The organism is Luteibacter anthropi, from assembly GCF_023699965.1.
Lineage (GTDB): Bacteria > Pseudomonadota > Gammaproteobacteria > Xanthomonadales > Rhodanobacteraceae > Luteibacter > Luteibacter anthropi.
In genome coordinates this window covers 4,685,427-4,707,292 of the sequence record NZ_CP077072.1, presented here as the reverse complement: position 1 = coordinate 4,707,292, position 21,866 = coordinate 4,685,427, and the positions used below count along the sequence as shown (strand labels likewise).

The 21,866-nt window shown below is 63.8% G+C and carries 22 protein-coding genes; 15 read left to right on the top strand and 7 right to left on the bottom strand.

Translation table 11 applies throughout. The features are described 5' to 3' along the window. Positions 1 to 9: 9 nt before the first annotated feature. A complete protein-coding gene (locus KR767_RS20070; RefSeq protein ID WP_166948695.1) occupies positions 10 to 351 on the bottom strand; it encodes a hypothetical protein in 342 nt (113 codons plus the stop codon). Between the two features lie 216 nt (positions 352 to 567). Between KR767_RS20070 and KR767_RS20065 the strand changes: the two genes are divergently transcribed. From KR767_RS20065 to KR767_RS20055, 3 genes are read left to right on the top strand one after another with little or no spacing between them, the layout of a single operon-like run. Then, positions 568 to 1,812 carry a sensor histidine kinase gene (locus tag KR767_RS20065; protein ID WP_166948697.1) on the top strand — a complete coding sequence of 415 codons (1,245 nt, stop codon included), beginning with the start codon at positions 568 to 570 and terminating at the stop codon, positions 1,810 to 1,812. Then, entirely contained in the window at positions 1,805 to 2,572 is a 768-nt protein-coding gene (locus KR767_RS20060; RefSeq protein WP_166948699.1) for a LytR/AlgR family response regulator transcription factor, read from the top strand. The genes KR767_RS20065 and KR767_RS20060 overlap by 8 nt, the downstream gene beginning before the upstream one ends. Before the next feature lie 14 nt (positions 2,573 to 2,586). After that, on the top strand, positions 2,587 to 2,916 hold the full coding sequence (locus tag KR767_RS20055) for a hypothetical protein (protein WP_250877556.1): 330 nt from the start codon (positions 2,587 to 2,589) through the stop codon (positions 2,914 to 2,916). A 45-nt stretch (positions 2,917 to 2,961) separates the two neighbouring features. Here the strand turns inward: KR767_RS20055 and KR767_RS20050 are convergent, their stop codons facing one another. Then, entirely contained in the window at positions 2,962 to 3,348 is a 387-nt protein-coding gene (locus tag KR767_RS20050; protein WP_166948703.1) for a hypothetical protein, read from the bottom strand. Between the two features lie 129 nt (positions 3,349 to 3,477). After that, positions 3,478 to 5,460: a CocE/NonD family hydrolase gene (locus KR767_RS20045; RefSeq protein ID WP_250877555.1), complete on the bottom strand. Its 1,983-nt coding sequence runs from the start codon at positions 5,458 to 5,460 to the stop codon at positions 3,478 to 3,480. 151 nt (positions 5,461 to 5,611) lie between these two features. On the opposite strand from KR767_RS20045, the gene KR767_RS20040 reads away from it, so the two are divergent. The 9 genes from KR767_RS20040 (at position 5,612) to KR767_RS20000 (ending at position 14,067) form a co-directional block, all read left to right on the top strand. Next, positions 5,612 to 6,331, top strand: coding sequence for a VOC family protein (locus KR767_RS20040; protein ID WP_250877554.1), 720 nt, complete (start codon positions 5,612 to 5,614; stop codon positions 6,329 to 6,331). A gap of 112 nt (positions 6,332 to 6,443) precedes the next feature. After that, on the top strand, positions 6,444 to 8,036 hold the full coding sequence (locus KR767_RS20035; protein ID WP_166948715.1) for a Na+/H+ antiporter: 1,593 nt from the start codon (positions 6,444 to 6,446) through the stop codon (positions 8,034 to 8,036). Between the two features lie 175 nt (positions 8,037 to 8,211). Then, the gene (locus KR767_RS20030; RefSeq protein ID WP_166948717.1) at positions 8,212 to 8,538 is read left to right on the top strand and encodes a hypothetical protein; all 327 of its coding nucleotides are present in this window, start codon (positions 8,212 to 8,214) and stop codon (positions 8,536 to 8,538) included. 487 nt (positions 8,539 to 9,025) lie between these two features. Continuing rightward, positions 9,026 to 9,550 carry a ZrgA family zinc uptake protein gene (locus tag KR767_RS20025; RefSeq protein ID WP_250877553.1) on the top strand — a complete coding sequence of 175 codons (525 nt, stop codon included), beginning with the start codon at positions 9,026 to 9,028 and terminating at the stop codon, positions 9,548 to 9,550. Then, entirely contained in the window at positions 9,547 to 10,257 is a 711-nt protein-coding gene (locus KR767_RS20020) for an ABC transporter ATP-binding protein (protein ID WP_250877552.1), read from the top strand. The genes KR767_RS20025 and KR767_RS20020 overlap by 4 nt, the downstream gene beginning before the upstream one ends. Further along, positions 10,257 to 11,513: an ABC transporter permease gene (locus KR767_RS20015; RefSeq protein ID WP_250877551.1), complete on the top strand. Its 1,257-nt coding sequence runs from the start codon at positions 10,257 to 10,259 to the stop codon at positions 11,511 to 11,513. Before KR767_RS20020 ends, KR767_RS20015 begins: the two co-directional genes overlap by 1 nt. Continuing rightward, on the top strand, positions 11,510 to 12,229 hold the full coding sequence (locus tag KR767_RS20010; protein WP_250877550.1) for a DUF3299 domain-containing protein: 720 nt from the start codon (positions 11,510 to 11,512) through the stop codon (positions 12,227 to 12,229). The genes KR767_RS20015 and KR767_RS20010 overlap by 4 nt, the downstream gene beginning before the upstream one ends. Continuing rightward, positions 12,229 to 12,978: a ZIP family metal transporter gene (locus KR767_RS20005; RefSeq protein WP_166948726.1), complete on the top strand. Its 750-nt coding sequence runs from the start codon at positions 12,229 to 12,231 to the stop codon at positions 12,976 to 12,978. Before KR767_RS20010 ends, KR767_RS20005 begins: the two co-directional genes overlap by 1 nt. A gap of 105 nt (positions 12,979 to 13,083) precedes the next feature. Continuing rightward, positions 13,084 to 14,067: a DUF535 family protein gene (locus KR767_RS20000; protein WP_250877549.1), complete on the top strand. Its 984-nt coding sequence runs from the start codon at positions 13,084 to 13,086 to the stop codon at positions 14,065 to 14,067. A gap of 55 nt (positions 14,068 to 14,122) precedes the next feature. Here the strand turns inward: KR767_RS20000 and KR767_RS19995 are convergent, their stop codons facing one another. From KR767_RS19995 to lexA, 3 genes are all read right to left on the bottom strand, one after another. Then, positions 14,123 to 15,193: an alginate lyase family protein gene (locus KR767_RS19995; RefSeq protein WP_250877548.1), complete on the bottom strand. Its 1,071-nt coding sequence runs from the start codon at positions 15,191 to 15,193 to the stop codon at positions 14,123 to 14,125. Positions 15,194 to 15,458: 265 nt separating this feature from the next. Next, positions 15,459 to 16,088 carry a translesion DNA synthesis-associated protein ImuA gene (imuA, locus tag KR767_RS19990; RefSeq protein ID WP_250877547.1) on the bottom strand — a complete coding sequence of 210 codons (630 nt, stop codon included), beginning with the start codon at positions 16,086 to 16,088 and terminating at the stop codon, positions 15,459 to 15,461. Between the two features lie 4 nt (positions 16,089 to 16,092). Beyond that, on the bottom strand, positions 16,093 to 16,713 hold the full coding sequence (gene lexA, locus KR767_RS19985) for a transcriptional repressor LexA (protein WP_166948734.1): 621 nt from the start codon (positions 16,711 to 16,713) through the stop codon (positions 16,093 to 16,095). A 135-nt stretch (positions 16,714 to 16,848) separates the two neighbouring features. Here lexA and KR767_RS19980 point away from each other — a divergent pair, with 135 nt between their 5' ends. Genes KR767_RS19980 through KR767_RS19970 form a run of 3 tightly spaced genes read left to right on the top strand, consistent with a single transcriptional unit; the run spans position 16,849 to position 19,370 of the window. Next, the gene (locus KR767_RS19980; RefSeq protein ID WP_250877546.1) at positions 16,849 to 17,970 is read left to right on the top strand and encodes an MFS transporter; all 1,122 of its coding nucleotides are present in this window, start codon (positions 16,849 to 16,851) and stop codon (positions 17,968 to 17,970) included. Positions 17,971 to 17,985: 15 nt separating this feature from the next. Continuing rightward, a complete protein-coding gene (locus KR767_RS19975) occupies positions 17,986 to 18,606 on the top strand; it encodes an HAD family hydrolase (protein WP_250877545.1) in 621 nt (206 codons plus the stop codon). Then, positions 18,603 to 19,370 carry a DeoR/GlpR family DNA-binding transcription regulator gene (locus KR767_RS19970; RefSeq protein ID WP_250877544.1) on the top strand — a complete coding sequence of 256 codons (768 nt, stop codon included), beginning with the start codon at positions 18,603 to 18,605 and terminating at the stop codon, positions 19,368 to 19,370. The genes KR767_RS19975 and KR767_RS19970 overlap by 4 nt, the downstream gene beginning before the upstream one ends. Positions 19,371 to 19,489: 119 nt before the next feature. Here KR767_RS19970 and ppsA read toward each other — a convergent pair whose 3' ends face one another. Next, positions 19,490 to 21,862, bottom strand: a complete 2,373-nt coding sequence (gene ppsA / locus KR767_RS19965; protein WP_166948742.1) for a phosphoenolpyruvate synthase — start codon at positions 21,860 to 21,862, stop codon at positions 19,490 to 19,492. Between the last annotated feature and the right edge of the window lie 4 nt (positions 21,863 to 21,866).

The following is a 21,866-nucleotide window of genomic DNA, read 5'->3' as shown; positions in this document are numbered from 1 at the left end:
ATGATTTCGTCAGGACAGGGCGGTGAGCTGCGTTGCGCCGATCACGCCGATGAACACCACCGACAGCATCCAGAAGCGGGCCGGGTCGCGCCATACGCAGACACCCAGGCACACCACGCCCAGCACGCACGAGACGATGCCGGCCGACGTCAGGCCCAGGGCCAGAAGGGACGGATCGCCGCCGCCGGAAGCCAGCAGCATGGGTCGGAAGATGGCATACCAGGCCAGCACCAGGCAGGCACCACCGACGATGCCCAATAGCCAGTTGGCCGGATGATGTTTCGGAAGAAGCTGGATGCCGAGATAAATGGCAAGAACGACGACAGCAAAAACGACGAGCAGCAAGGCCATGCAATAACCCCTTTGTCGTGACTGGTGCGGTCCCCACCGCGAGAGTCGTTCCACCGAGCATGGACTATGACGCAGGTCAGGTCATGCTGCGCCGCGCAAGGCTGTCCGGGCTTGCCGTGGGCATCTTTCGTCGGGCCAGGCCCTGTTTCGTCGGATTCGGCCCCTTAACGAAGGCGGCGCATCGTATGCTCGCCCCGCATTGAAGGGAGGGGTGACATGGCAAGTATCAAGTTCCTGGGACGTATCGTGGTGGCGTGGTTCGCCGCCTGGTGCATCCTGCTGGTCGCCTGGGGCGCATTGGGTTGGAATCGCGGCGAACTGCCGTGGATTTTCACGCTGGCCTGGTTTATCGGACTGCTGATCGCGCTGGCGCGCGGCGTGACCCATCTCTACCGTGTGCGTGTCATCGCAGGACGTATCGACGCGGAAACCGTCTCCAACCGGCAGCGTCGTCGCGTCGAGGTGCCTTTCGCCGCCGACGAGGCGTTCGAGATCGTCGATGCCGTGATGCGTGAGTTGCCGAATGTGCACGACCTGCGCGCGTCGCGCAGCGGTCTTCAGGTACAGGCGATTATCCGGCTGCCCCAGGCGACCGAACCTGCGCCACGGCGCATTCGCGCACCGCGTGCAACGTTTGATCGCAATACAAAGGTGTTCGCCACCATCACCCCGTCGGACGGGTCCTCCAGCGTGATGTTCGTATGCGAGCCCGACAGCGGCGCATGGACCGACTGGTTCAATCCCGACATGGGTACGTCGCTGGAATATGTGGAAACCCTGGTAAGGGCCACGACGCAACGCATGAGCGAGCGTCGCAACCGCGAGCGTTCCGATGCGCGCCAGACCGCCATGGAGAAGGAACTGACGGCAGCCCAGCTGGGTTTGCTTCAGGCCCAGGTCGAGCCACACTTTCTCTACAACACGCTGGCCAGCGCCCAGGAACTGGTGCGGACCGATCCTGCCAGGGCGGATCGCATGCTCGGGCATCTCATCGATTACCTGCGTCGTTCACTGCCCCGCACCGACGGCTCGCTTTCCACGGTGGGGCAGGAGCTTGAACGTTCCACCTCCTGGCTGGAGATCATGCGCCTTCGCATGGGGGAGCGGCTTGCCGTACACGTCGATGTGCCCGAGCAGGTCATGGGCATGCCGATGCCGTCGATGATGTTGCAGACCCTGGTGGAAAACGCCATTAAACATGGCCTCGAACCGAAGCCGGGCGGTGGAGGTATCTGGATCCGTGCGGGTGCCGACATGGCCGTGTTGTCGCTCACCGTCGCCGACGATGGCGTGGGGTTTCGCAGCGACGGTGCAGGTACCGGCATCGGCCTGAAGAACCTGAGGGAAAGGCTGCGCCTGACCTATGGCAGTGCCGCCGCTTTCACCATCGGCAACAACTTCCCCAGTGGCGTTGCCGCCACCATTGTCCTGCCGATCCATGGCGGAGGTCCCCATGGCTAATTGCATCATCGCCGAGGACGAAAAGCTGCTGAGTGCCGCGCTTCAACGCGAACTCGCTCTCGCGTGGCCCGACCTGGACATCGCCGAAGTGACGGAAGATGGCGGTTCGGCCCTCGATGCCATCGCCACGCACCAGCCTGACGTCGCTTTCCTTGATATCCGCATGCCGGGGCTCACGGGCATGGAGGTCGCCGCTGCCGCCGCCGATGTCAGTCCGCACACGCTGGTCGTCTTCATCACCGCTTACGACCAGTACGCCGTGGACGCTTTCGAACGGGGCGCCATCGATTACCTGCTGAAGCCTGTCACGGCGGATCGTCTGGCGCAGACGGTGACCCGGTTGCGCAGCCGCCTGGCGGACGCGGCGCATCATGCGCAACGCGGGGCCAGGGTCGCGCGGGACATGCTTGAGCGCTACGACGAGCAGCCCGATGAACCCCTGACCTGGATTACCGCCAGTACGGGGCGGGCGACGCGCCTGATCCTCGTGGAAGACGTGCTGTATTTCCGGGCCGACAACAAGTACACGCTGGTGGCAACGGCCGACGGGGACGCATTGCTGAGCCGGCCGATTCGCGACCTGTTGAGGCAGTTGGACCCGCGCATCTTCAGGCAGGTGCATCGCTCCACGATCGTGAACCTGCGGCAGGTCGCTTCGGTAGAACGGGACGACACGGGAAAGGGATGCCTGCGCCTGCGCGGACGCCCGGAGACCCTCAGTGTCAGCCAGCCCTTCATGTCCATCTTCCGCGCCATGTGACGAAGGAGATTCCCATGCGCACCTTGCTCGCCATCATCTACAGTTTCATGAATCTCGTCGGTTGCACCGACGCCCAGAACCGCAGCATCGTGGTGTCGTCGAAGGAGAACGGCGTCGTCACCCTGGATAGCGTGACCCAGGTGGAGCGCGGACGCGCGGAATTCCAGTGCCGTGCGAGCCGCACGGGCAAATGCCACTATGTGGTATTCGACAAGGGCGAGATGGTCGCCGATTTCACGCTCGCCGTGGCGGGTCGCCACCGTGCCGATGGCCTGCCGGCAGACTTCGGACAATGCGTTGCCACGGAGGCAGGGCGCGTCGATGCGCAGTGCAAGCCCCTGTGAGCAGGATGGGCTGAAGGCGCCCCCGCGCCTCCAGCCCCGTGACACTTACTGCCAGCCGACCGAGTAAGGCCAGCGACCGAGGTTCTGCACTTCGGGAACGCCACGGCCTTCGCAGCTGGCCGTGAGGCAGGCACTCTGGATGGTCACGTTGGACGGCAACGTGTAGGCGGTAACGATGTTGCCCGGAACGATCCAGCCCGGGTCTTCATTCGGATTGCTGCACACCACCACTTCGGTGATCGTGTACGCCGTATGGATGTTGCCACCGTGCCTTGCGCGTCCATCGCACAGCAGATACTGCTGGCCGACAACGTTGCCGCCTTCATCGAAATACTTCACCGACTGTGAATTGGGTGGACGTGCTTCGGCCGCACCAGCGAAACATGCGGAGGCCACGATAGCGATCATGAAACCCTTGAGCATCAATTTCATCCAACCTTCCCCTTACTGGATCGCAGGTGATTCCTGCGAAGAGGACGGTAGGTACCTTGTTCCGTAAAGTCTGTAGGCGCATGCCGTAGAGGCACGTAGGTATGCGCCTACAGACTTTCGCTTCCCTTGTCAGGGTTGCTTGCGGGGCACGATGGTGTAGGTGATGTCGGAAGGATGTGCCACATCATGGTGCAGTGCATTATGCGCGATCACGCCCTTGTCTTCGTCGTAGTTGTTGCCGCCGGTATTCAGGTTGCGGTCGAAGCGGGGGAAGTTGCTGCTGGAGACCGCCACGCGGAGCTTGTGCCCGGGGAAGAAGTAGTTGCTGGTATCGATCGGCTGGAAAGTGACTTTGTAGACCTCCCCGTCCTTCATCCACACCGGAGGCTTGTCATAGCCATCGCGATAACGCATGCGCTGGATGTTCTCGGTGAGGTTGTAGGCCCTGCCGTCGGGATACACGTCCATCACCTTGAAAGTGAAGTCGGTGTCCTTGGCATCCGACGAGACATACAGGGTCACCGTGATGGGGCCGCTTACTTCCGTGCCTTCCTTGAAGGGCTCGGAGTCGTATACGAGGATGTCGTTACGGGTGAGCTGGGGGTTCTGGTCGTAGGAACCGAACTTCACGGCCGTACCCTGGCAGCAGCCACCGCCGCCCAGCGTCGTGACGGGGTTCATGGGGTCGTAGATGAAACGATCCGGCTGGTCGGTGGCTTGAGGGCTGTCTGCCAGGTGTCCATCGCCATAGAGCGTGTTGGCCTTGCCGGCACTGGTGAAGTAGAGCGTGCGCGTCTGCGAACCGGCTGGCGGCCAGGTCGGCGAATCGTGCCATTTGTTTTCGCCCATGACGTAGTACATCACCTTGGGCTGCTTATCGACGGCGGGGCTGTCGACGCCCTTCAGGTATTTGTCGAACCAACCGTAGACAAGGCCGTCGTAATCGAAGCGTGCGTCGCCGACATCGAGGTCGCCGATCATGGTGTGTTCGGTGGCCCGGGTATAGGCGCAATGCAGCACCGGGGCGATCACGGCGTATTGCTGGTCGGCAATGGCCTTCGACGCCGTCGCGCGCACCTGGTTATACGCGGCGAGATTGGGTGAGACGGATACGTCGAACCAGCTCATGAACCACAGGCCCGGCTTGTCGATCTTCATGTTGTCGTGCCACAGGCCTCCCTTGTACCAGGCGGGGCTGTTGGGCGTGCGCGCAATCATGTTGCCGCCGGTGGGGTTGTCCATGGCATCGGCAAAGATGCCCTTCGGCCCGTCAATGGACTTCATGATGTCCTTTTCGGGCAGATGCCAGAATGCCTTGTCCCAGTCGGCGGGTGGCATCTGCGGGTCGAGATCGAACGCCTTCGACGTGCGAATGAGATCCGCCTGTGTCGTATTGGCCGGGAACATCGGGCGCACCTGGTTCTGTTCTTCGTAGAGCCAGTCGATGAAAAGCATCTGCACCGCGCCGCCGCGATACCAGTTGCCCTGCTCGTAATAGGGCCCCACGCGACCGACGCCGGCGCCGAAGCCCTGTACGTTGAACGTCGCAAGACCGGGTTCGCCCTCGGCGACGACGGCCATCTGCCATTCGGCAGTGGACGAACAACCGGTGGTGCCCACCTTGCCATTCGACCAGGGCTGCGAGGTGAGCCAGCGCACGGCATCCACGCCATCGGATAGCGGGGCGCCAAGGATGTCGTAATTGCCCTCGGAGAAATAATGACCGCGCTCGTTCATGGTGACGTAGGCGTAGCCGCGTTTGACGGCAGCCAGCTCGCGGCTCATGTCTCTCGGCGCGCCATTCTTCACATCCCAGAAATTGAAGTTGTAGGGTGTGCGCACGAAGATCGTGGGCACCTTGCCACTGGTTCCCTTGGGTCGGTAGACGTCGGCGGCCATGCGTTTGCCGTCGCGCATCTTCACCATCACCTTGCGGTCGATGACGGCAACGTCCTCGAGTTGTTTTTCCAGGTCGTTGCGTTTGGCGACGAGCGCTTTCTGTTCGGGCGTGAGTACGGCCTGGGCGGCAACGGGTGCCGAGATGGCGGCAAGGCAGAAGGCGCCTGCCGCCACCGACAGGGTGGTGCGGAGGCTGCGGGAAGGGACGCGCATGGAAGAAACCCCTGGGCTGAACGGACCATCGAGTCTGGCAAAGCCGCCATGGCGGGTAAATCGTGACTTCTGGCAGGGCAAGGGGCTTGACCTCAACTTTGGTTGAGGTTGTTCAATGAAGCTCCCCCCAAGGATTCACGGAGCCTCCCCCATGCGTATCACACGGATCACGCTCCCCTCCGTCGATGTCGATGCCTGTCTCGCGTTCTATCGTGACGTGATGCAGTTGAGGACACTCGGACACACCATCCAGGCAGGTTGGACGCGCATCGATGTGGTTCCGGCCCACAGCGATACCGGTAGCGTCCACCTGGCATTCAATATTCCACGCAACCGTTTCGCGGCCGCATGTGCATGGGTGCAAGAGCGGGCCATGGTGCTGGGTGATCCCATGGGCGAGGAGCGGTTCCATCTCGACGGTGTCTGGCAATCGGACTCGGTGTACTTCGCCGGCCCCCATGGCTCCGTGCTGGAACTGATCGCACGGCAACCGCTGGCGTTTGACGGCGTTGCGGAAGGTGCCTTCCATGGGCACGAGATTGCCTGCGTGAGCGAACTGGGATTGCCCACCTCGGACGTGCCGTCGCTGGTGCGCTCGCTGGTCTTGCGCATGGGTATGCGGCCCTTCGGTGAGATCACCGATGGTTTTGCACCCATGGGCGACCACGAAGGCCTGCTCATCGTGGTCGACCGCGATCGATTGTGGTTCCCGCAGATGCGCCAGAAGCCGGGCGCCTACGGCGTATCCGCCACTCTGGAAGGGGTGTTGCCGGAAAGCCGGGTGGTGGATGCCGAAGGATGGAGTCTTACGGGGGCCATTCCGGTGGACATGGCGTGGCTGGCCCGCTCGCAACGCATGGTGGCCTACTAGGGTCCGGTCGATCGACAGGGTGCCCCGGCGGGCACCGATGCCACGGGGATAGACCATACGCCATGGATGTTCGCCTATGCTTGGGCTGCGCTGATTGCATCCCTGGGCGGCCATGTCTTCGACCGAAACCTTCAAGTTCATTCTTATCCTGCTCGTTGCGATCCTCGCACTGGAGCTGATTGCCCGGCGCCTGCGCCTGCCCACGGCGGCCGCTTTGCTGGCCGGCGGAATCGGTATTGCGTTTCTGCCCGGCGTACCGGCGGTGAGTTTCGATCCGGAGCTGGTGCTTATCGTGTTCCTGCCACCGCTGCTCCAGGATGGCGCGTTCTATACCGTGTGGTCGGATTTCCGCCGCTACCTGGGCGGCATCCTCTGGCTGGCCGTGGGCGCGGTGATCTTCACCACCTTCGTCGTCGGCGCGGTGGTGCACTGGGTGCTGCCGTCGTTGCCATGGGCGGCATGCTTTGCATTGGGCGCCGTGGTGTCGCCACCGGATGCCGTGGCCGCCAAGGCCGTGCTGGGCAAGGTGCGCCTGCCACGCCGGCTCATGGTGCTACTGGAAGGCGAGAGCCTGCTCAACGATGCCACGGGCCTGGTGCTGTTCCGCTTTGCGGTGGTGGCTGCGCTGACGGGAGCTTTCAGTTTCCAGGGGGCGGTGCTGAGTTTCGCGGGCCTGGCCCTGGGCGGTATTGCTGTCGGTGCCGTGGTCGGCTTCGTGCTGGTGCGCGTGCTTCGTCGCATCGATCACATGTTCCTCGCCATCACCGCGTCCTGCCTGTCACCGTGGGCTGCCTACATCGGCGGAGAAAGCCTCCATGTATCGGGGGTGATGTCGACGGTGACCACCGGCATCATCTTCGGCTGGTACCAGCACGATGTGTTCTCGGCCAACGAGCGTATCCGCGGCACCGCCTTCTGGGGTGTGATGATCTTCCTGCTGGAAGCCCTGGTGTTCATCCTGATCGGCTTCTCCCTGCGCGGCGTCGTGGAGCGACTGGGCGGCCTGGATGCCACCTTGCATGAACTGGGCGTGCCTATTCTTGCCGTGCTGGCGGCGGTGATCCTGTCCCGGTTCCTCTGGGTCTACGCCACCGATTACCTGCGCGTGCCACTGGGTCGGCTGGTGGGCCGCAAGCCATTGCCTCCATCGCCGCGCGCTTCATTCCTGCTCAGCTGGGCGGGCATGCGCGGCGTAGTCACGCTGGCTATCGCACTGTCGCTTCCCGAGGCCATGCCTGGTCGCGACCTGACGCTGGCGGCTGCCTTTGCCGTGATCCTTGTCACGGTAGTGGTGCAGGGCGGCACGATGGCACCCCTGATCCGCCTGCTGGGCCTGGACCGTTCCGTGCAGGAGGATTCTCATCATCTCAACGAGGCGCAGGCATCCGTGCTGATCGATGCGGCGCAGCTGGAGGCAGTGAAAGCGCGGGCCTACGACGAAGGCGGAAACCTCATTCATCCGCGCCTGCTGGAGCAGTATGCGTATCGCGCGGGGATTGCAGAGCGCTATGCAGCAGCACCACAGAACTACACCGGTGGCCGGGAATCCCATTACGACGTCGTACTTGCCGCCATCGCGGCGGGGCGCGCGGAATTGCTGCGGTTGCATCGTTCGGGTCGCATCCACGACGAATTGCTTCACTACATCGAGCGGGATCTCGATCTGCAGCAGATATCCGCGGAAAACGATCGTCAGAGTCCCTGAGGACAGAACCGGGCGGGCAGGGTGGTGTTGCCCGTTTGGACGGGGCACGGGGTTTCACATGCCCTCTACACCTGCGTGCGATCAAATATGCCAAATGTGCGCCGGTCGGCATATTCGGCAGGCAAAGCCCGGCAAGCTGCACCGATATCCGACACAAGGAAAGGGACAGGTATTCATGACGACACCGGTGGACGTTTCGCATCGACAACTTGAGCGGCTGCACGACGACACGCGTGGCCTTGTCGATGCGTTCCGCGACGCCGATTTCGAGGAGGCCGCCTTTCGCGGTCACCTGGTCTGCCTGCATGCCCGCGACATGGGGCTGGATGATCTGCAGGGTATCGCCGCACGTCTTGTCGAGGCGCTTTCCGGCTGGCGCGAATCCGAGGTTCCGCGAGGCCGGCTGCTTGCTGCTGCGCTCATGATCGAAGATGTCAGCCGCGCCATGCATCAGGCCGTCGTTGCCGCTGTGGGCGGTGACGAAAGCGAGGCGTCGCCCTGACGTCATGTTCGTGATGCGGAGGGCCTTTCCGCCGCATGTCCGCGTGATCATCGAGCCCTTACCTGACGATTGCCGACAGTCCGGATGATTGCTGTAAAGGCGTCTTCCGGTTGAGGTCGGATCACTATTGTTATACTATAACAATAGTGATCCGACCGGTTTTTGCAGGTGCCGCGCATGCGATTGACGTGGAAGGCGCCTTTCCCATGCAGGGGATGGCGTATCGGCTTGGTTGGCGTCCTATGGGGGCATGCCACGTTGGCGCTGGCGATACCCGGTCAAGCACGCCCCCTGCTCTGGTGTTGCATGGAATGGCTGGCAGTGCTGCCAGCCGTCATGGTGCTGGCCATGGCGATCACCGCATATGTCGCCCACAGGCGTGCGGACAGCGGTCGAAATCGCTGACACATGCTCGCGAAAGCTCATGAACTTACGGGTTGTTGCTGCGACAGCATTGTTATATTGTAACAATAGCTGGAGGTCATCCATGTCACGACGCAACCCCTCGTTCGTCCTTGTCGCCCTGGTGTTGGCCAGCGGCGCATCCACCGCAGCGGTCCGGCACCTGGGCGCCCATGTACACGGGCAGGCGACGGTAGACATTGCCGTCGACCAGAGCCACCTCCAGGTGGGCCTGCATTTGCCGGGCCACGATGCCGTGGGTTTCGAGCATCCACCAGCCAGCGCGGCCGAGCGCAAGGCGTTTGATCATGCGATGGCGGTACTGAAGGCGGGGCGCTGGATCGAGCCTTCGCGTGAGGCCAGCTGCCGGCTGCGCAAGGCCGATGTCTCGGCACCCGGGCTGGAAGGCGAAGCCACGGGTGTCCATGCGGATATGCAGGCGACTTACGATTTCGACTGTGCGAACGCGGTGAAGCTCGCGGCCGTGGATCTGCGTCTGGTCGAGGCATTTCCTTCCGTGCAGCGTATCGTTACCGATGTGATATCCGCGCAGGGCAGTGCCGAGCAGGTACTGGAGCACGGTGTCGTACGGGTCGATATCGCCCCATGAACGATGCGCCTGCACCCCTGATCGCGTGCCAGGGCGTGGGCTATGCATGGCCCGGATCCACCCTTGCATTGACGCTCGATGATTTCACCCTCGCGAAAGGAGAGCGCCTTTTCCTCTGTGGCCCCAGTGGCAGTGGCAAAAGCACCTTGCTCGGCCTGCTTTCCGGCGTGTTGCAGCCATCGACGGGGCAGGTCAGCGTACTGGGGCAGCAGCTCTCGTTGCTTCGTGCGTCCGAACGCGATCGCTTTCGTGCGGATCACATCGGCTATGTCTTTCAGCAATTCAACCTGCTGCCGTTTCTTGATCCTGTCGAGAACGTGCTGATGGGCTGCGCCTGGTCGCGGGAACGCCGGCAGCGTGCGGGCGGCCTGCCTTCCTCGTTGCGCATGGAGGCCGTGCGGTTGCTCCAGGCACTCGAGCTGGACGGCGACGCCATCCAGCGGACCCGCACCAGCGCACTCAGTGTCGGCCAGCAGCAGCGAGTGGCGGCGGCGCGGGCGCTGATCGGTGGTCCGGCCCTTCTTCTGGCGGATGAGCCTACGTCTGCGCTGGATGGGCGCAGTCGCGATGCCTTTCTTCATCTCCTGCTCGGAGAATGCGCACGACATGGCACGGGCGTGCTTTTCGTAAGTCACGACATGGCGCTGGCGCGGCATTTTGATCGCGCGGTGACGCTGGGATCGTCGGCGGACCGGATGGTGGCCTGATGAATCTTTTCCGGTTGACCCTGAAAAGCCTGCGTCAGCGACGGGCTGGCGTGGCGCTTACCGTGCTCACCATCGCGCTCAGTGTCTTTCTTGTGCTTGGCGTCGAACGCGTGCGAACCGACGCGCGCGAAGGATTCGCCAGCACGGTCTCGGGTACCGACCTGTTGGTGGGCGCCCGTTCGGGGCCGGTGAACCTGCTGCTGTACGCCGTATTTCATGTGGGCGAGGCCACCAATAACATCACCTGGAAAACGTACGAGGACATTCGTGCGATGCCCGAAGTGGCTTGGACGGTGCCGCTGTCGCTTGGCGATTCGCACCGGGGCTTCCGCGTGACCGGTACGACGACCGACTTCTTCGACCGCTATCGTTACGGCGGTGGCCATGCACTCCAATTCGTGCAAGGCGCGCGTTTCGACGATCTCTACGATGCCGTGATCGGTGCCGAAGTGGCACGACGCCTGGGTTACCGCGTGGGCGATCGCATCGTGCTCGCCCACGGCGTCGCTGCGACCAGCGCGTCGCTGCATGCCGACAAGCCGTTCCGTATCAAGGGCATCCTCGCGCCCACCGGTACGCCGGTGGACGCCACCATTGCCGTGAGTCTTGCCGCGATCGAGGCCATCCACGTGGACTGGCGCTCCGGCATGCGCCTGCCGGGCATGCAGACCAGCGCGGAGCAGGCACGGCACATGGACCTCACGCCGCATGCGATCACTGCCTGCCTGGTCGGGCTGCGTTCGCGCCTGTCGGTCTTCGCGGTGCAGCGGGCGCTCAACGAATACGACGAAGAACCCTTGCTGGCGGTGTTGCCTGGCGTGGCGCTTGGCGAACTCTGGCAGATCGTTGGCACGGCCGAAGGTGCGCTGCGCATCGTGAGTGCGATGGTGTTGCTGGTCGGCATGTGCGGCATGCTCACCGCGTTGCTGGGCATGCTCGACGAGCGGCGCCGGGAGATGGCTGTGCTGCGCGCCGTGGGCGCGTCGGTGAAAACGGTGTTCGGATTGCTGGTGATGGAAAGCGCCTTGCTGACGCTGGCCGGTTGTCTCATTGGCGTCGTGTTGTTGTCAGGGGTGTCCTGGCTGGCCCGCGATGAACTCCTGTTGCGCGCGGGCCTCGCGATCAACATCGCACCGTCGGCGCAGGAAGTACTGATCCTTGGCGCGATCTTCCTCATGGGCGTATTGGCGGGATGTATACCGGGGTGGGTAGCGTATCGCCGGTCGCTCGTCGACGGCTTGCAGGTGCGCCTGTGAGTGCGCGCCTTATGGTTCTTCTGGCGATGCTGGCGCTGCTCTGCGCTTGCGGATCGCCGGATAGCGCCGACGGGCAGGGACCTGCCGCGACGGGCACCTCCGCGCTCGCGAAGGCACAGGCCGAAGCGGATGCCGGCCGTGCACGCCTGGCGGCAGCAGGCGCCGAAGGGATGGCCGCCGCCAATGCCTATGCCGTATCGCGTGGCGTGGTGAAGGGCGCCGGTGCCGGTGCCGACCTGCTCGGCCTGGCCGACGAAAACGGCTACGCGGACCTGGACTGGACCCACATGATGCCGCCCGAAGACATCAAGCTGCTTGAGGATGCGCCTCCGGTGGTGCATGTCGGCACGCAACGCATGAAGCAGGTAGGCACCCTGCATACCGTGGCCGCGCTCGATGGCCGGAAGGTGCGCCTGACCGGGTATGTCGTTCCGCTGGAGTCGGACGCCGAAGGGCGGATGACCGAATTCTTCTTCGTTCCTTTCTATGGCGCCTGCATTCACGTGCCGCCGCCACCGCCCAACATGCTGGTGCACGTCCGCCTGTCCAAGGGCATCGACACGCCCAGTCTCTATGATCCCCTGGTGCTCCGGGGCGTCCTGCATACCCAGCAGACCTCCAACGCGATGGCGGCATCCGCCTATGCGGTGGATGGTGCCGCGCTGGGACCCTATCGCAACGACGACGAAGAGCGCCTGCGCCAGGCTTTCGAATAATGACCTCCCCGATTGCTCTACTGATGGCTTCGCTGATGCTCGGAGCCACGTCGTTCGCCTCAAGGCTCGTCGTGTGGCTACCCGGCGGTGCGCTGACGAAGGCGTTGCCCTGGCTGCAATCCCTCGCCGTGGGATTGCTGCTGGGCGACGCGCTGTTGCACGTGTTGCCCCATGCGCTGGGCACCGGCCTGTCCGAGCAGGCCATCATGGGCCTTACCAGCCTGGGGGTGCTCGCCATGGTGGCCATCGAGGGGTTTCTCCGCCCGGCTGTCGAAGATGCCCTGCCGGCAGGCGCTCCGGCCACCTTCGCCCGCATGAACCTCGTGGGGGACTTTCTCCACCATTTCGTCGATGGGATCGTACTGGCGGCTGGCTTCATCGCCGGGGAGGCCGTAGGCCTTGCCACGCTGCTCGCCGTCGCCCTGCATGAGGTTCCCCGCGAGATCGGCAGTGCAAGTGTCCTGGTCGCGGGGGGCTATAGCCCTCGTGATGCGTTCCGGTGGTCGGTCGGTATGGCGGCGGCGGTTCCGGCCGGTGCCCTGACGATGCAGTGGGCGCGGCTGGACGACCACGCGACGGGTGCCGCGATGGCGATCGCCTGCGGTACGGTCCTGTATGTGGCCCTGGCCGATATCCTCCCTGGCGTCTGGCAACGTGCCCGGAGGGCGTCGCGCTGGGTGCCGGCGTGTGGCATCAGCCTGGGGCTGGCTTTCATGTGGGGCGTGGCTGCATTCGGCCACCATCACTGAGGGTGGCCCGGGGCCACGCCCGGAAAAATTCCGAGGCGGCGATTTCAATTTTCGGTTGGTGCAACGTCGTAAGATTACGAAAATTCTTGCGAGTCATCCGGCCCGATGCGTGCTTTCTTGCTGTTCCTCCAGAGCTTCCGTAACAGGGACGACTGGACCTCGGTATCCACGCATCGCCATCCGCTGGCGTATGCGTTCAGCTATGCACTGTCCTGCCTCCCCCATCTGCGGCCGCACCTGCGCTGGCTGGCGCTGGTGGCCGATGAGCCGGTGGTTCGCGAGGCGCTGCGGTACGACAGGCGCCTGCTGGAGCGTTGGCAGCACCGTTACCTGAGCCGGCGGTTTTCACGCGGCGAGCGCCTGGAGCGGGTCCATGACCATTTCCGTTTTGTCGCGTCCCGGTTGCCGACCAGCCTGCTGATGACCATGTACGGACATGGCCGGGTCGTCGTTGCGAGCGTCGCGCTCGACGATGGCGGCGTCCTGGAACTCGCCTGGCAGCCTCCGGTGCGGCGGACGTGCGAAGGTGAGCTGGACATGGTGCTGTCCATCGATGGCGTCAGGCTTTATTCGTTGACCACGGCCTTCGCGCCTTCGCGTGGCGCCCTGTGGGTTGGATGCGTCCAGGGGCCACGTAGTGACGATGCGCAGGCTCTGGATACCCTGCGCTGGGCACAGAAGCGTTGCCACGGCCTGCGTCCGCGCCATCTCCTGCTGTCCATGGCGGGCGTCCTGGCCCGGCAATACGGGCTCGCCAGCATCCTCGGCACGAGCGACGCCATGCACCCGTTCCGCGGCACGGGCAAGCTCAAGGTGTCCTACGACGTCATCTGGACGGAAGCAGGGGCGGAGCGTTGCGACAATGGCCTTTTCGTTGCACGGGCCGCCGACTTCATGCTTCGGCCGAAGGTGGTCAGGACCACGCACCGTGCGGCCTATGAGCGCCGGGAGGCCTTGCGATTCCGGATGACGCGCGATTTCCTCGACACCCTGGTGCGCCCTGGCTATGAGCGGGAAGAGGGCCTGCGCATGGCCCTTGAAAGAGCGGGCAGGCCGGCGCTGCCTTCCTCGGTCTTCGAGTCCTGCTGAGAGGGGGGCATCCGGGAGAGGCGTGGCACCCCGCCATGCGGCGGCGCCCTCAGGATCAGGGGGCGTTGGCGGCGGGAGGCTGGCCTCCCAGGTAGATGGCTGACGTCGAAGGAAGTCGCGACACGATGGTCTTGAGTGTGCCGTCCGGGAAGCGTTGATCGTAGGTAAGCACCCAGGCCAGGAGGTTGGGGTCGTAATCCGCTTCCTTCTGCGTGGCCCCGGTGGCCTCGGCGAAATAAGCAGGATTCAGCACGCCGTCGCTGGCTCGCTTGACCAGCCGGTCCAGTGCATGGCCTTTCTCGTCGTAGAGATGGCCGCCGTTTGCTTCACCCAGCTCAGCCATGATCACCAGGGGCTCCGCGGCGAAAAGGTGGTAGTGCAGGGCGAGCGATTTGCGACTCATCTCCAGGGGTAAGGTGCCTTCGGCCGTGATCTGGCTGACACCGATCCGGTAACTGTCGACACCCCAGCGGTAACGACGCGGGTCGTTGGTGGCAATGCCGGTAGCCATGACAGCGAGGCCGGCCCAGTAGCGATGATTATTACGACTGTCCGTAACGCTTCCGCGTGTGCGGCCGTCGTAATAGGACATGTTGGCGTCAGCAAGGGCACCAAGCCAGTTCTGTACATGCTCCGACGCGCCTGAAGATGACCCAAGACCGGGGCGGACCTTGAGCCATGCGATGGCATACGCGCCGAGCATCCAGCCTTGTACGTAGGTGTCCTGATTGCTGCTGACCTGGCTGAAGGCCTTGTCCGACGCGAATCCTTCGAGCCAGCGGGCCACGCATTCTGCGGTGGCCCGATCACCGGTATGGCGATAGTCGTCGGCCATGCGTTCGACGTTGTGCAGCGCCTTCATCAGTGGCTGCATCTGTTCGTCGTAGGCATGTTTGCGAGCCGGATCGATCACAGAGTGCGACGCGTCGCTGTAGTAGTCGTTGAGCGTGAGGCGGGCGGGGAGGCGGGGAGCTTCCCCACAGCTTTCGTCGTGACCGGCCCCATGAGCTTCCACAGGGTGATCCCATGGACTTTGCAGCGCATCGTCATGTGGGCGGGCCTGGGCACTTCCGGCGGCCAGTACCGCAAGGCAGGCGGTCAGGCAGGAAGCGAAATACTTGGTCATCGCATGGCTCCGCGTGAGGTGGGGACGCGGGCATCGTGGCATGCGGAAAGTGCGCGTCCTTGCACGAAAACATCGGCGGAAAGTTACGTTTAGCCGGGCTTTATCCCTGGAGTAGAACCAGGCCTGTCTCCGGGTGCGGGCGGCCGGGCGATGGCGGAGAACATCGCGACGGTCTCCCGGAGACAGGCCTGAAACAGGGCTGGCATGGAGCAACGAGGTACCCGACATGACGGTGGATGAAGGACACCGTCATGCCGGGCGTCCCTCACGCCCGCATGCCCAGCAGCGGAGCGGTGGTGGACAGCAGGTTGCGCGACTTCAGTACGTCCACATAGGTGGCTTCGTCGCTGTTGCTGACCTTGATCCGGAGTGAGGCCGGACTGTTGTAGGGCACGTGAATGGCGGGGCGGAACACGATGGCGCAGGCATCGCTGCTTTCGGCCGCCTGCTGGATACGACGCAGGCTGCGGTAGTCGGCATCAGGCAACCAGCCCACCACGGCGCCGCAGCAGCCGGAACGCAGGCATTGCTCCATCGCCCACGCCGCTTCGGAACTGCCGCTATGCATCTCGTGCAGAAAGCGGCGATCCACGCCTGCAGCATCCAGTGCGCGGCCGTAGTCCACGTTGGGCGGCGCAACGAAGATGACCCGGCGGTGTTCCTGGGTAAGTGCCGCGAGGGCCGGAAGCACCAGATCAAGTTCTCCGAAACCGGAATGCTCGAAAAGAATCTCACTGAGGGCACCCAGCGGCCAGCCATGACCGGGAAGCTTTTCGTCCAGCGACGGCACACCCGTGGACAGCGTACGCACGCGACCCGGGCGCTCGAGCAGGGGATGCCACAGGTTGGCGGGATTGAACGAACGGGCGGACGACGAAGAGGCGAAGGCATTCATGGGATCAGGTCCTGCGCAGGATGCCGACGTAGCGCCCTTCGATGGCGAAGGCGTGGCGGCGAGGGTTGACTTCGATCGGATCGAAGTCGGGATTTTCGGGAAGCAGGAGAACGCGATCGCGTTCTTGCCGGAACCGCTTGACGGTGACTTCGTCATCGAGACGTGCCACGACGATCTGTCCGTTGCTGGCGGTATTCGTACGGTGGACAGCAAGGAGATCGCCGTCGAGGATGCCTACGTCGCGCATGCTCAGGCCTACCACGCGCAGCAGGTAATCGGCGCGGGGACGGAACAGGGCCGGGTCGATCTCCATCTGCGATTCGATGTTTTCTTCCGCGAGGATCGGAGAGCCTGCGGCCACCCGGCCGATCAGGGGCAGCTCGTAGCCGGATGGTGCGCGCCGGGTCACATGACCGGCAAGGCGCAGTCCACGATGATGGGGCGAACGTTCGAGCAGTCCCTTGCGGACTAGCGATTCCACGCAGGCCTGCGCCGAGCTGTGACTGGGCAGGCCCAGGGCATCGGCAATTTCCCGCAGGGTAGGCGGCAGGCCATGCGCCTGGGTGTATTCACGCAGGAACGCAAGGGTGCGTTGCTGGCGCTCGCTGAGGTTCGGTGTCGGCATGCGTACATTTGTACACATCGCGGTGACCGGATGCAATAGGCCATTGTTCCACGTGATCGTGCATTACTGGTTGCACGTTTATGCATGTTTTCGTACATTGATGCTCATTCCTCCTTGCGCCGCGCCTTTCTCCCCATGAATCCTGTACGCGCTACCCGACTTATCTTCCTTCTCTCTGGCATCGGCATGGCCAGTTGGGCGCCCATGGTTCCCTATGCGAAGGCCCGTCTTGGCCTCGACGACGGCGTCCTCGGCCTGGTGTTGCTCTGCATGGGCTGCGGCGCTGCCGCTGCCATGCCACTGGCTGGATTCCTTACCCATCGCTTCGGCAATCGCGACGTGATCGGCGTATCCGGCCTGCTGCTCTGCGTCGCGCTGCCCTTGCTCACGCTGGCGACGAATGTCTGGTGGCTGGGTGCGGCCCTGCTGTTCTTCGGCGCATCGCTGGGCCTGGTCGACGTGGCGATGAATGCCCACGCCGTGGACGTGGAAAAAGTCGAAGGCCGGCCGATGATGTCGGGCTTCCATGGCCTGTTCAGCGTTGGTGGTCTGGCCGGTGCCGCCGGCATGGCGGCACTGCTGAAGGCCGGTGCTCCGCTGACGGGCAGTGCCATCGCGGTATCGCTGTTGTTGCTGGTGATCGTGCTGACCCAGTGGAAGCATTTCCTGGTGCGCCACGAAGACGATGCGCAGGCTCGCCATGCCGGGTTCCGCATGCCTGGGGGTGCCGTATTCCTGCTGGGGTTCCTGTGCCTGGTGACCTTCCTGGCCGAAGGTTCGATGCTCGACTGGAGTGCGGTTTTCCTGCGTTTCTCGCGCGGCTTCGATGCCTCGACGGCAGGCCTCGGTTACGCAGCGTTCTCGGTGGCGATGGCGCTCGGTCGCCTGCTGGGGGATCGCATCACGGCGGCACTTGGCCCGGTCACCATCGTGCGCGCAGGCAGTGCCATTGCAGCGGCGGGCTTCCTGCTCGCCACGCTGGTGCCGTGGGGTGGCGCAGCGCTGGTCGGGTTCGTTCTGGTCGGTATCGGCGCGTCGAACATCGTGCCGGTGCTTTTCAGCGCCGCCGGTCGCCAGAAGGGAACGACCCCGGCCATCGCCATTGCCACGGTTACCTCACTGGGTTATGCCGGCATGCTCGCCGGTCCTGCGGCCATCGGCTTCATCGCCCATCTCAGCAGCCTGCCTGCGGCCTTGTGCGGCGTGGCCGGCCTGTTGATCATTGTGTCTCTCTGCGCGTCGATTGCGCGCCGCTGATCCGGAGTTTCTTTCATGCATTCCAAGCGCAATGTAGTCATCTTCGATTTCGGCGGCGTACTCGTCGACTGGAATCCGCGGCATCTCTACCGCAAGCTTTTCGGTGACGACGAGGAGGGCATGGAGCGCTTCCTGACCGAGGTCACCACCAACGAATGGAACCTCCAGCAGGACAAGGGCCGGCCGTGGTCGGAGGCTGTCGCGCTGCTGACGAAGGAGCATCCCCAGCATGCCGGGTTGATTGCGGCTTACCACGAGCGCTGGCCGGAAACCCTGAAAGGCCCCATCGACGACAGCGTCACCATCCTGCACGACCTCAAGAAGGCAGGGCACCCGCTCTACGGCCTCACCAACTGGTCGCACGAGACCTTTCCCTTTGCCCGTGAACGCTATGCGTTCTTCGACTGGTTCGACGGCATCGTGGTGTCAGGCGAGGAGGGCATGATCAAGCCCGATCCGAAACTCTACGAGACCTTGCTCGAGCGCTACGACATCGATCCGAAACGGGCGATCTTCATCGACGACAACAAGCACAACGTAGAAGCGGCCGAAGCGCTGGGCATCCATGGCATCCATTTCCACTCGCCCGCACAGCTGCGCAGCGAACTGATCGCCCTGGGATTCCTGCCGGCATGAGCCTGTTCGAAGCCACCCTGCCGCGGGAGCGGCAGGACCTGATCCTCGATCGCCTGCATCGCGACGGCAAAGTCGTGGCGGCGGATCTGGCCCAGGAGTTCCGGGTGTCGGAAGACTCCATTCGTCGTGATCTGCGCGATCTTGCGGCGCGTGGCCTGTGCCGTCGTGTCTATGGCGGCGCCCTGCTGGTCCACCACGTGCCGCCGATCGGCGAACGGCATCACGAGCGCGCCGAACTGAAGCGGCTTCTCGCCCGCACGGCGGCATCGCTGGTAGGTGAGAAGCAGATCCTGTTCATTGACGCGGGTTCCACCAATACCGCGCTGGCGAAGGCCCTGCCGGACAATCGCGCGCTGACGGTGGTAACCAACGCACCGGACGTAGCGTCTGCGGTGCTGGGCCGGCCCGGTTTTGAGGTGATCCTGCTGGGCGGCAAGCTGGACCCGTTCATCGGCGGAGCGATCGGCTCGCGCACCGTGCGTCAGGCACAGGATATCCGCGCGGACCTGTGTTTTCCGGGGGTTTGTGCCGTCGATCCCGTGAGCGGGCTATGGACGATCCACGAAGAGGAAACCGTGTTCAAGCAGGCGATCATCGAGGCCAGCGGTGAAACGGTGGCGATTGCCACGCCGGACAAGCTGGTGGCCTCGGCCACGCATCACACGGCGCCCATCGGAGCGATCACGCACCTGGTGGTAGCGGCGGATACGGATACATCGATCGTAGAACGCTACCGCACCGCAGGCGTCTGCGTACACCTGTAGGAGCGCGCCTTGCGCGCGACCGGTTTTCGCGAAAAACAACATTTACGCAAGAACCTGTCGCGCGCAAGGCGCGCTCCTACAAGGCAGGTGGCTGCGTGTGTGTCGCAGCCACCTTTTGCTCAGCCGGCCTTCTTCTTCGCCAGCCTGAGCCAGGTATCGACCACGGTGTCCGGGTTCAGCGACACCGACTCTATGCCCTGTTCCATCAGCCACTCGGCAAGGTCCGGGTGATCCGACGGACCCTGGCCGCAGATGCCCACGTACTTGCCCTTCTCGCGTGCCGTCTTGATCGCAAGGGCGAGCAGCTTCTTCACGGCCGGGTCGCGTTCGTCGAACAGGTTGGCGACGATGCTCGAATCGCGGTCCAGACCCAGGGTGAGCTGGGTGAGGTCGTTGGAGCCGATCGAGAAGCCATCGAAGATGTCGAGGAACTCGTCGGCCAGCAGGGCGTTCGACGGCACTTCACACATCATGATGACCTTCAGGTCGTTCTCACCCTGCACGAGGCCGTTCTTGCGCAGCACCTCGATCACCTTGCGACCTTCGTCCAGCGTGCGCACGAACGGGATCATCACCCATACGTTTTCCAGACCCATGGTCTCGCGCACGTACTTCACCGCCTTGCACTCCAGTGCGAACGACTCGGCGAAATCGGCCGAGACGTAACGGCTGGCACCGCGGTAGCCGATCATCGGGTTTTCTTCGTGCGGCTCGTAGCGCGAACCGCCAAGCAGGCCGGCGTATTCATTGGACTTGAAGTCGGACAGGCGCACGATCACCGGCTTCGGATACACCGAGGCGGCGATGGTGGAGATGCCTTCGGCCAGGCGATCGACGTAGAACGACACCGGGTCTTTATAGCCCGCAATGCGCGCGTCGATGCGGGCCTTGGTCTCGGCATCCTGCTTGCCGTATTCAAGCAGGGCCTTCGGATGCACGCCGATGTGGCTGGCGATGATCATTTCCAGGCGGGCCAGGCCGATGCCTGCGTTCGGCAGCATGCCGAAATCGAAGGCGCGCTCGGGGTTGGCCACGTTCATCATGATCTTGAGCGGGGCTTCCGGCATCGCACCGAGGTCGGCGGTGATGCGGTCGAACTTCAGGGTGCCTTCGTAGATCGTGCCGGTGTCGCCCTCGGCGCAGGACACGGTGACTTCGGTACCGTCGGGGATGCTCTCCAGTGCGTTGCCGCAGCCGACCACGGCCGGCACGCCCAGCTCACGGGCGATGATCGCCGCGTGGCAGGTGCGGCCACCGCGGTTGGTGACGATGGCGGCAGCGCGTTTCATCACCGGCTCCCAGTCGGGATCGGTCATGTCGGCCACGAGGACGTCGCCGGGCTGCACCTTGTTCATGTCGGACAGCGAGCGGATGACCCGTGCCTTGCCGGCACCGATCTTCTGGCCGATGGCACGGCCCTCGGTAAGTACCTTGCCGCGCTCGTTGAGCTGGAAACGTTCGAGCGTGGTGGCCGTGGCGCGCGACTTCACCGTTTCCGGGCGAGCCTGCACGATGTAGAGCTTGCCGGTGTTGCCATCCTTCGCCCACTCCACGTCCATGGGGCGGCCGTAGTGCTTTTCGATGATGAGCGCCTGGCGGGACAGCTCCTCGACGTCGGCATCGTTGATGCAGAAGCGGTGGCGGTCGGCGACCGGCGTTTCCTCGATGCGCACGCGCTCGCCCGGCTGGTCGGAATAGACCATGCGCTGCTGCTTGGCGCCGAGGCTGCGGCGCAGGACGGCGGGCTTGCCTTGCTTCAGCGTGGGCTTGAACACGTAGAATTCGTCGGGGTTCACGGCACCCTGGACCACCATTTCGCCCAGGCCGTAGGAGCCGGTGACGAAGACGACATCACGGAAACCGGACTCGGTGTCCAGCGTGAACAGCACGCCCGAGGCACCGACGTCGGAGCGCACCATGAGCTGCACGCCGGCGGACAGGAAGACGTCCTCGTGCTTGAAGCCCTGATGGACACGGTAGGCGATAGCACGGTCGTTATAGAGCGAGGCGAAGACTTCCTTCACCTTGTGCAGCACGTCGTCGATGCCGACGACGTTGAGGAAGGTTTCCTGCTGACCGGCGAACGAGGCGTCCGGCAGGTCTTCGGCGGTGGCGGAGGAGCGCACGGCAACGGCGATATCGGTGGCGCCGGCATCCTTGCAGAGCTTGATGTAGGCGTCACGGATGGCCTGCTCGAGATCGGAGGGCAGGGCGGTGTCGACGATCCAGCTGCGGATTTCCTTGCCGCCGCGGGTCAGTTCGTCCACGTTGTCCACGTCCAGCGTGGCCAGTCGCTCGGCGATACGCTTGGCGAGGCCGCTCTTTTCGAGGTAGGTCTGGAAGGCATCGGCCGTGGTGGCGAAGCCACCCGGAACGGAGACGCCCAGTTTCGCGAGGTTGCCGATCATCTCGCCAAGGGAGGCATTCTTGCCGCCTACCTTGCCAAGATCGGTCATGCGTAGCGCGTCGAGCCAAAGTACCAGGTCGCTCAAAGGA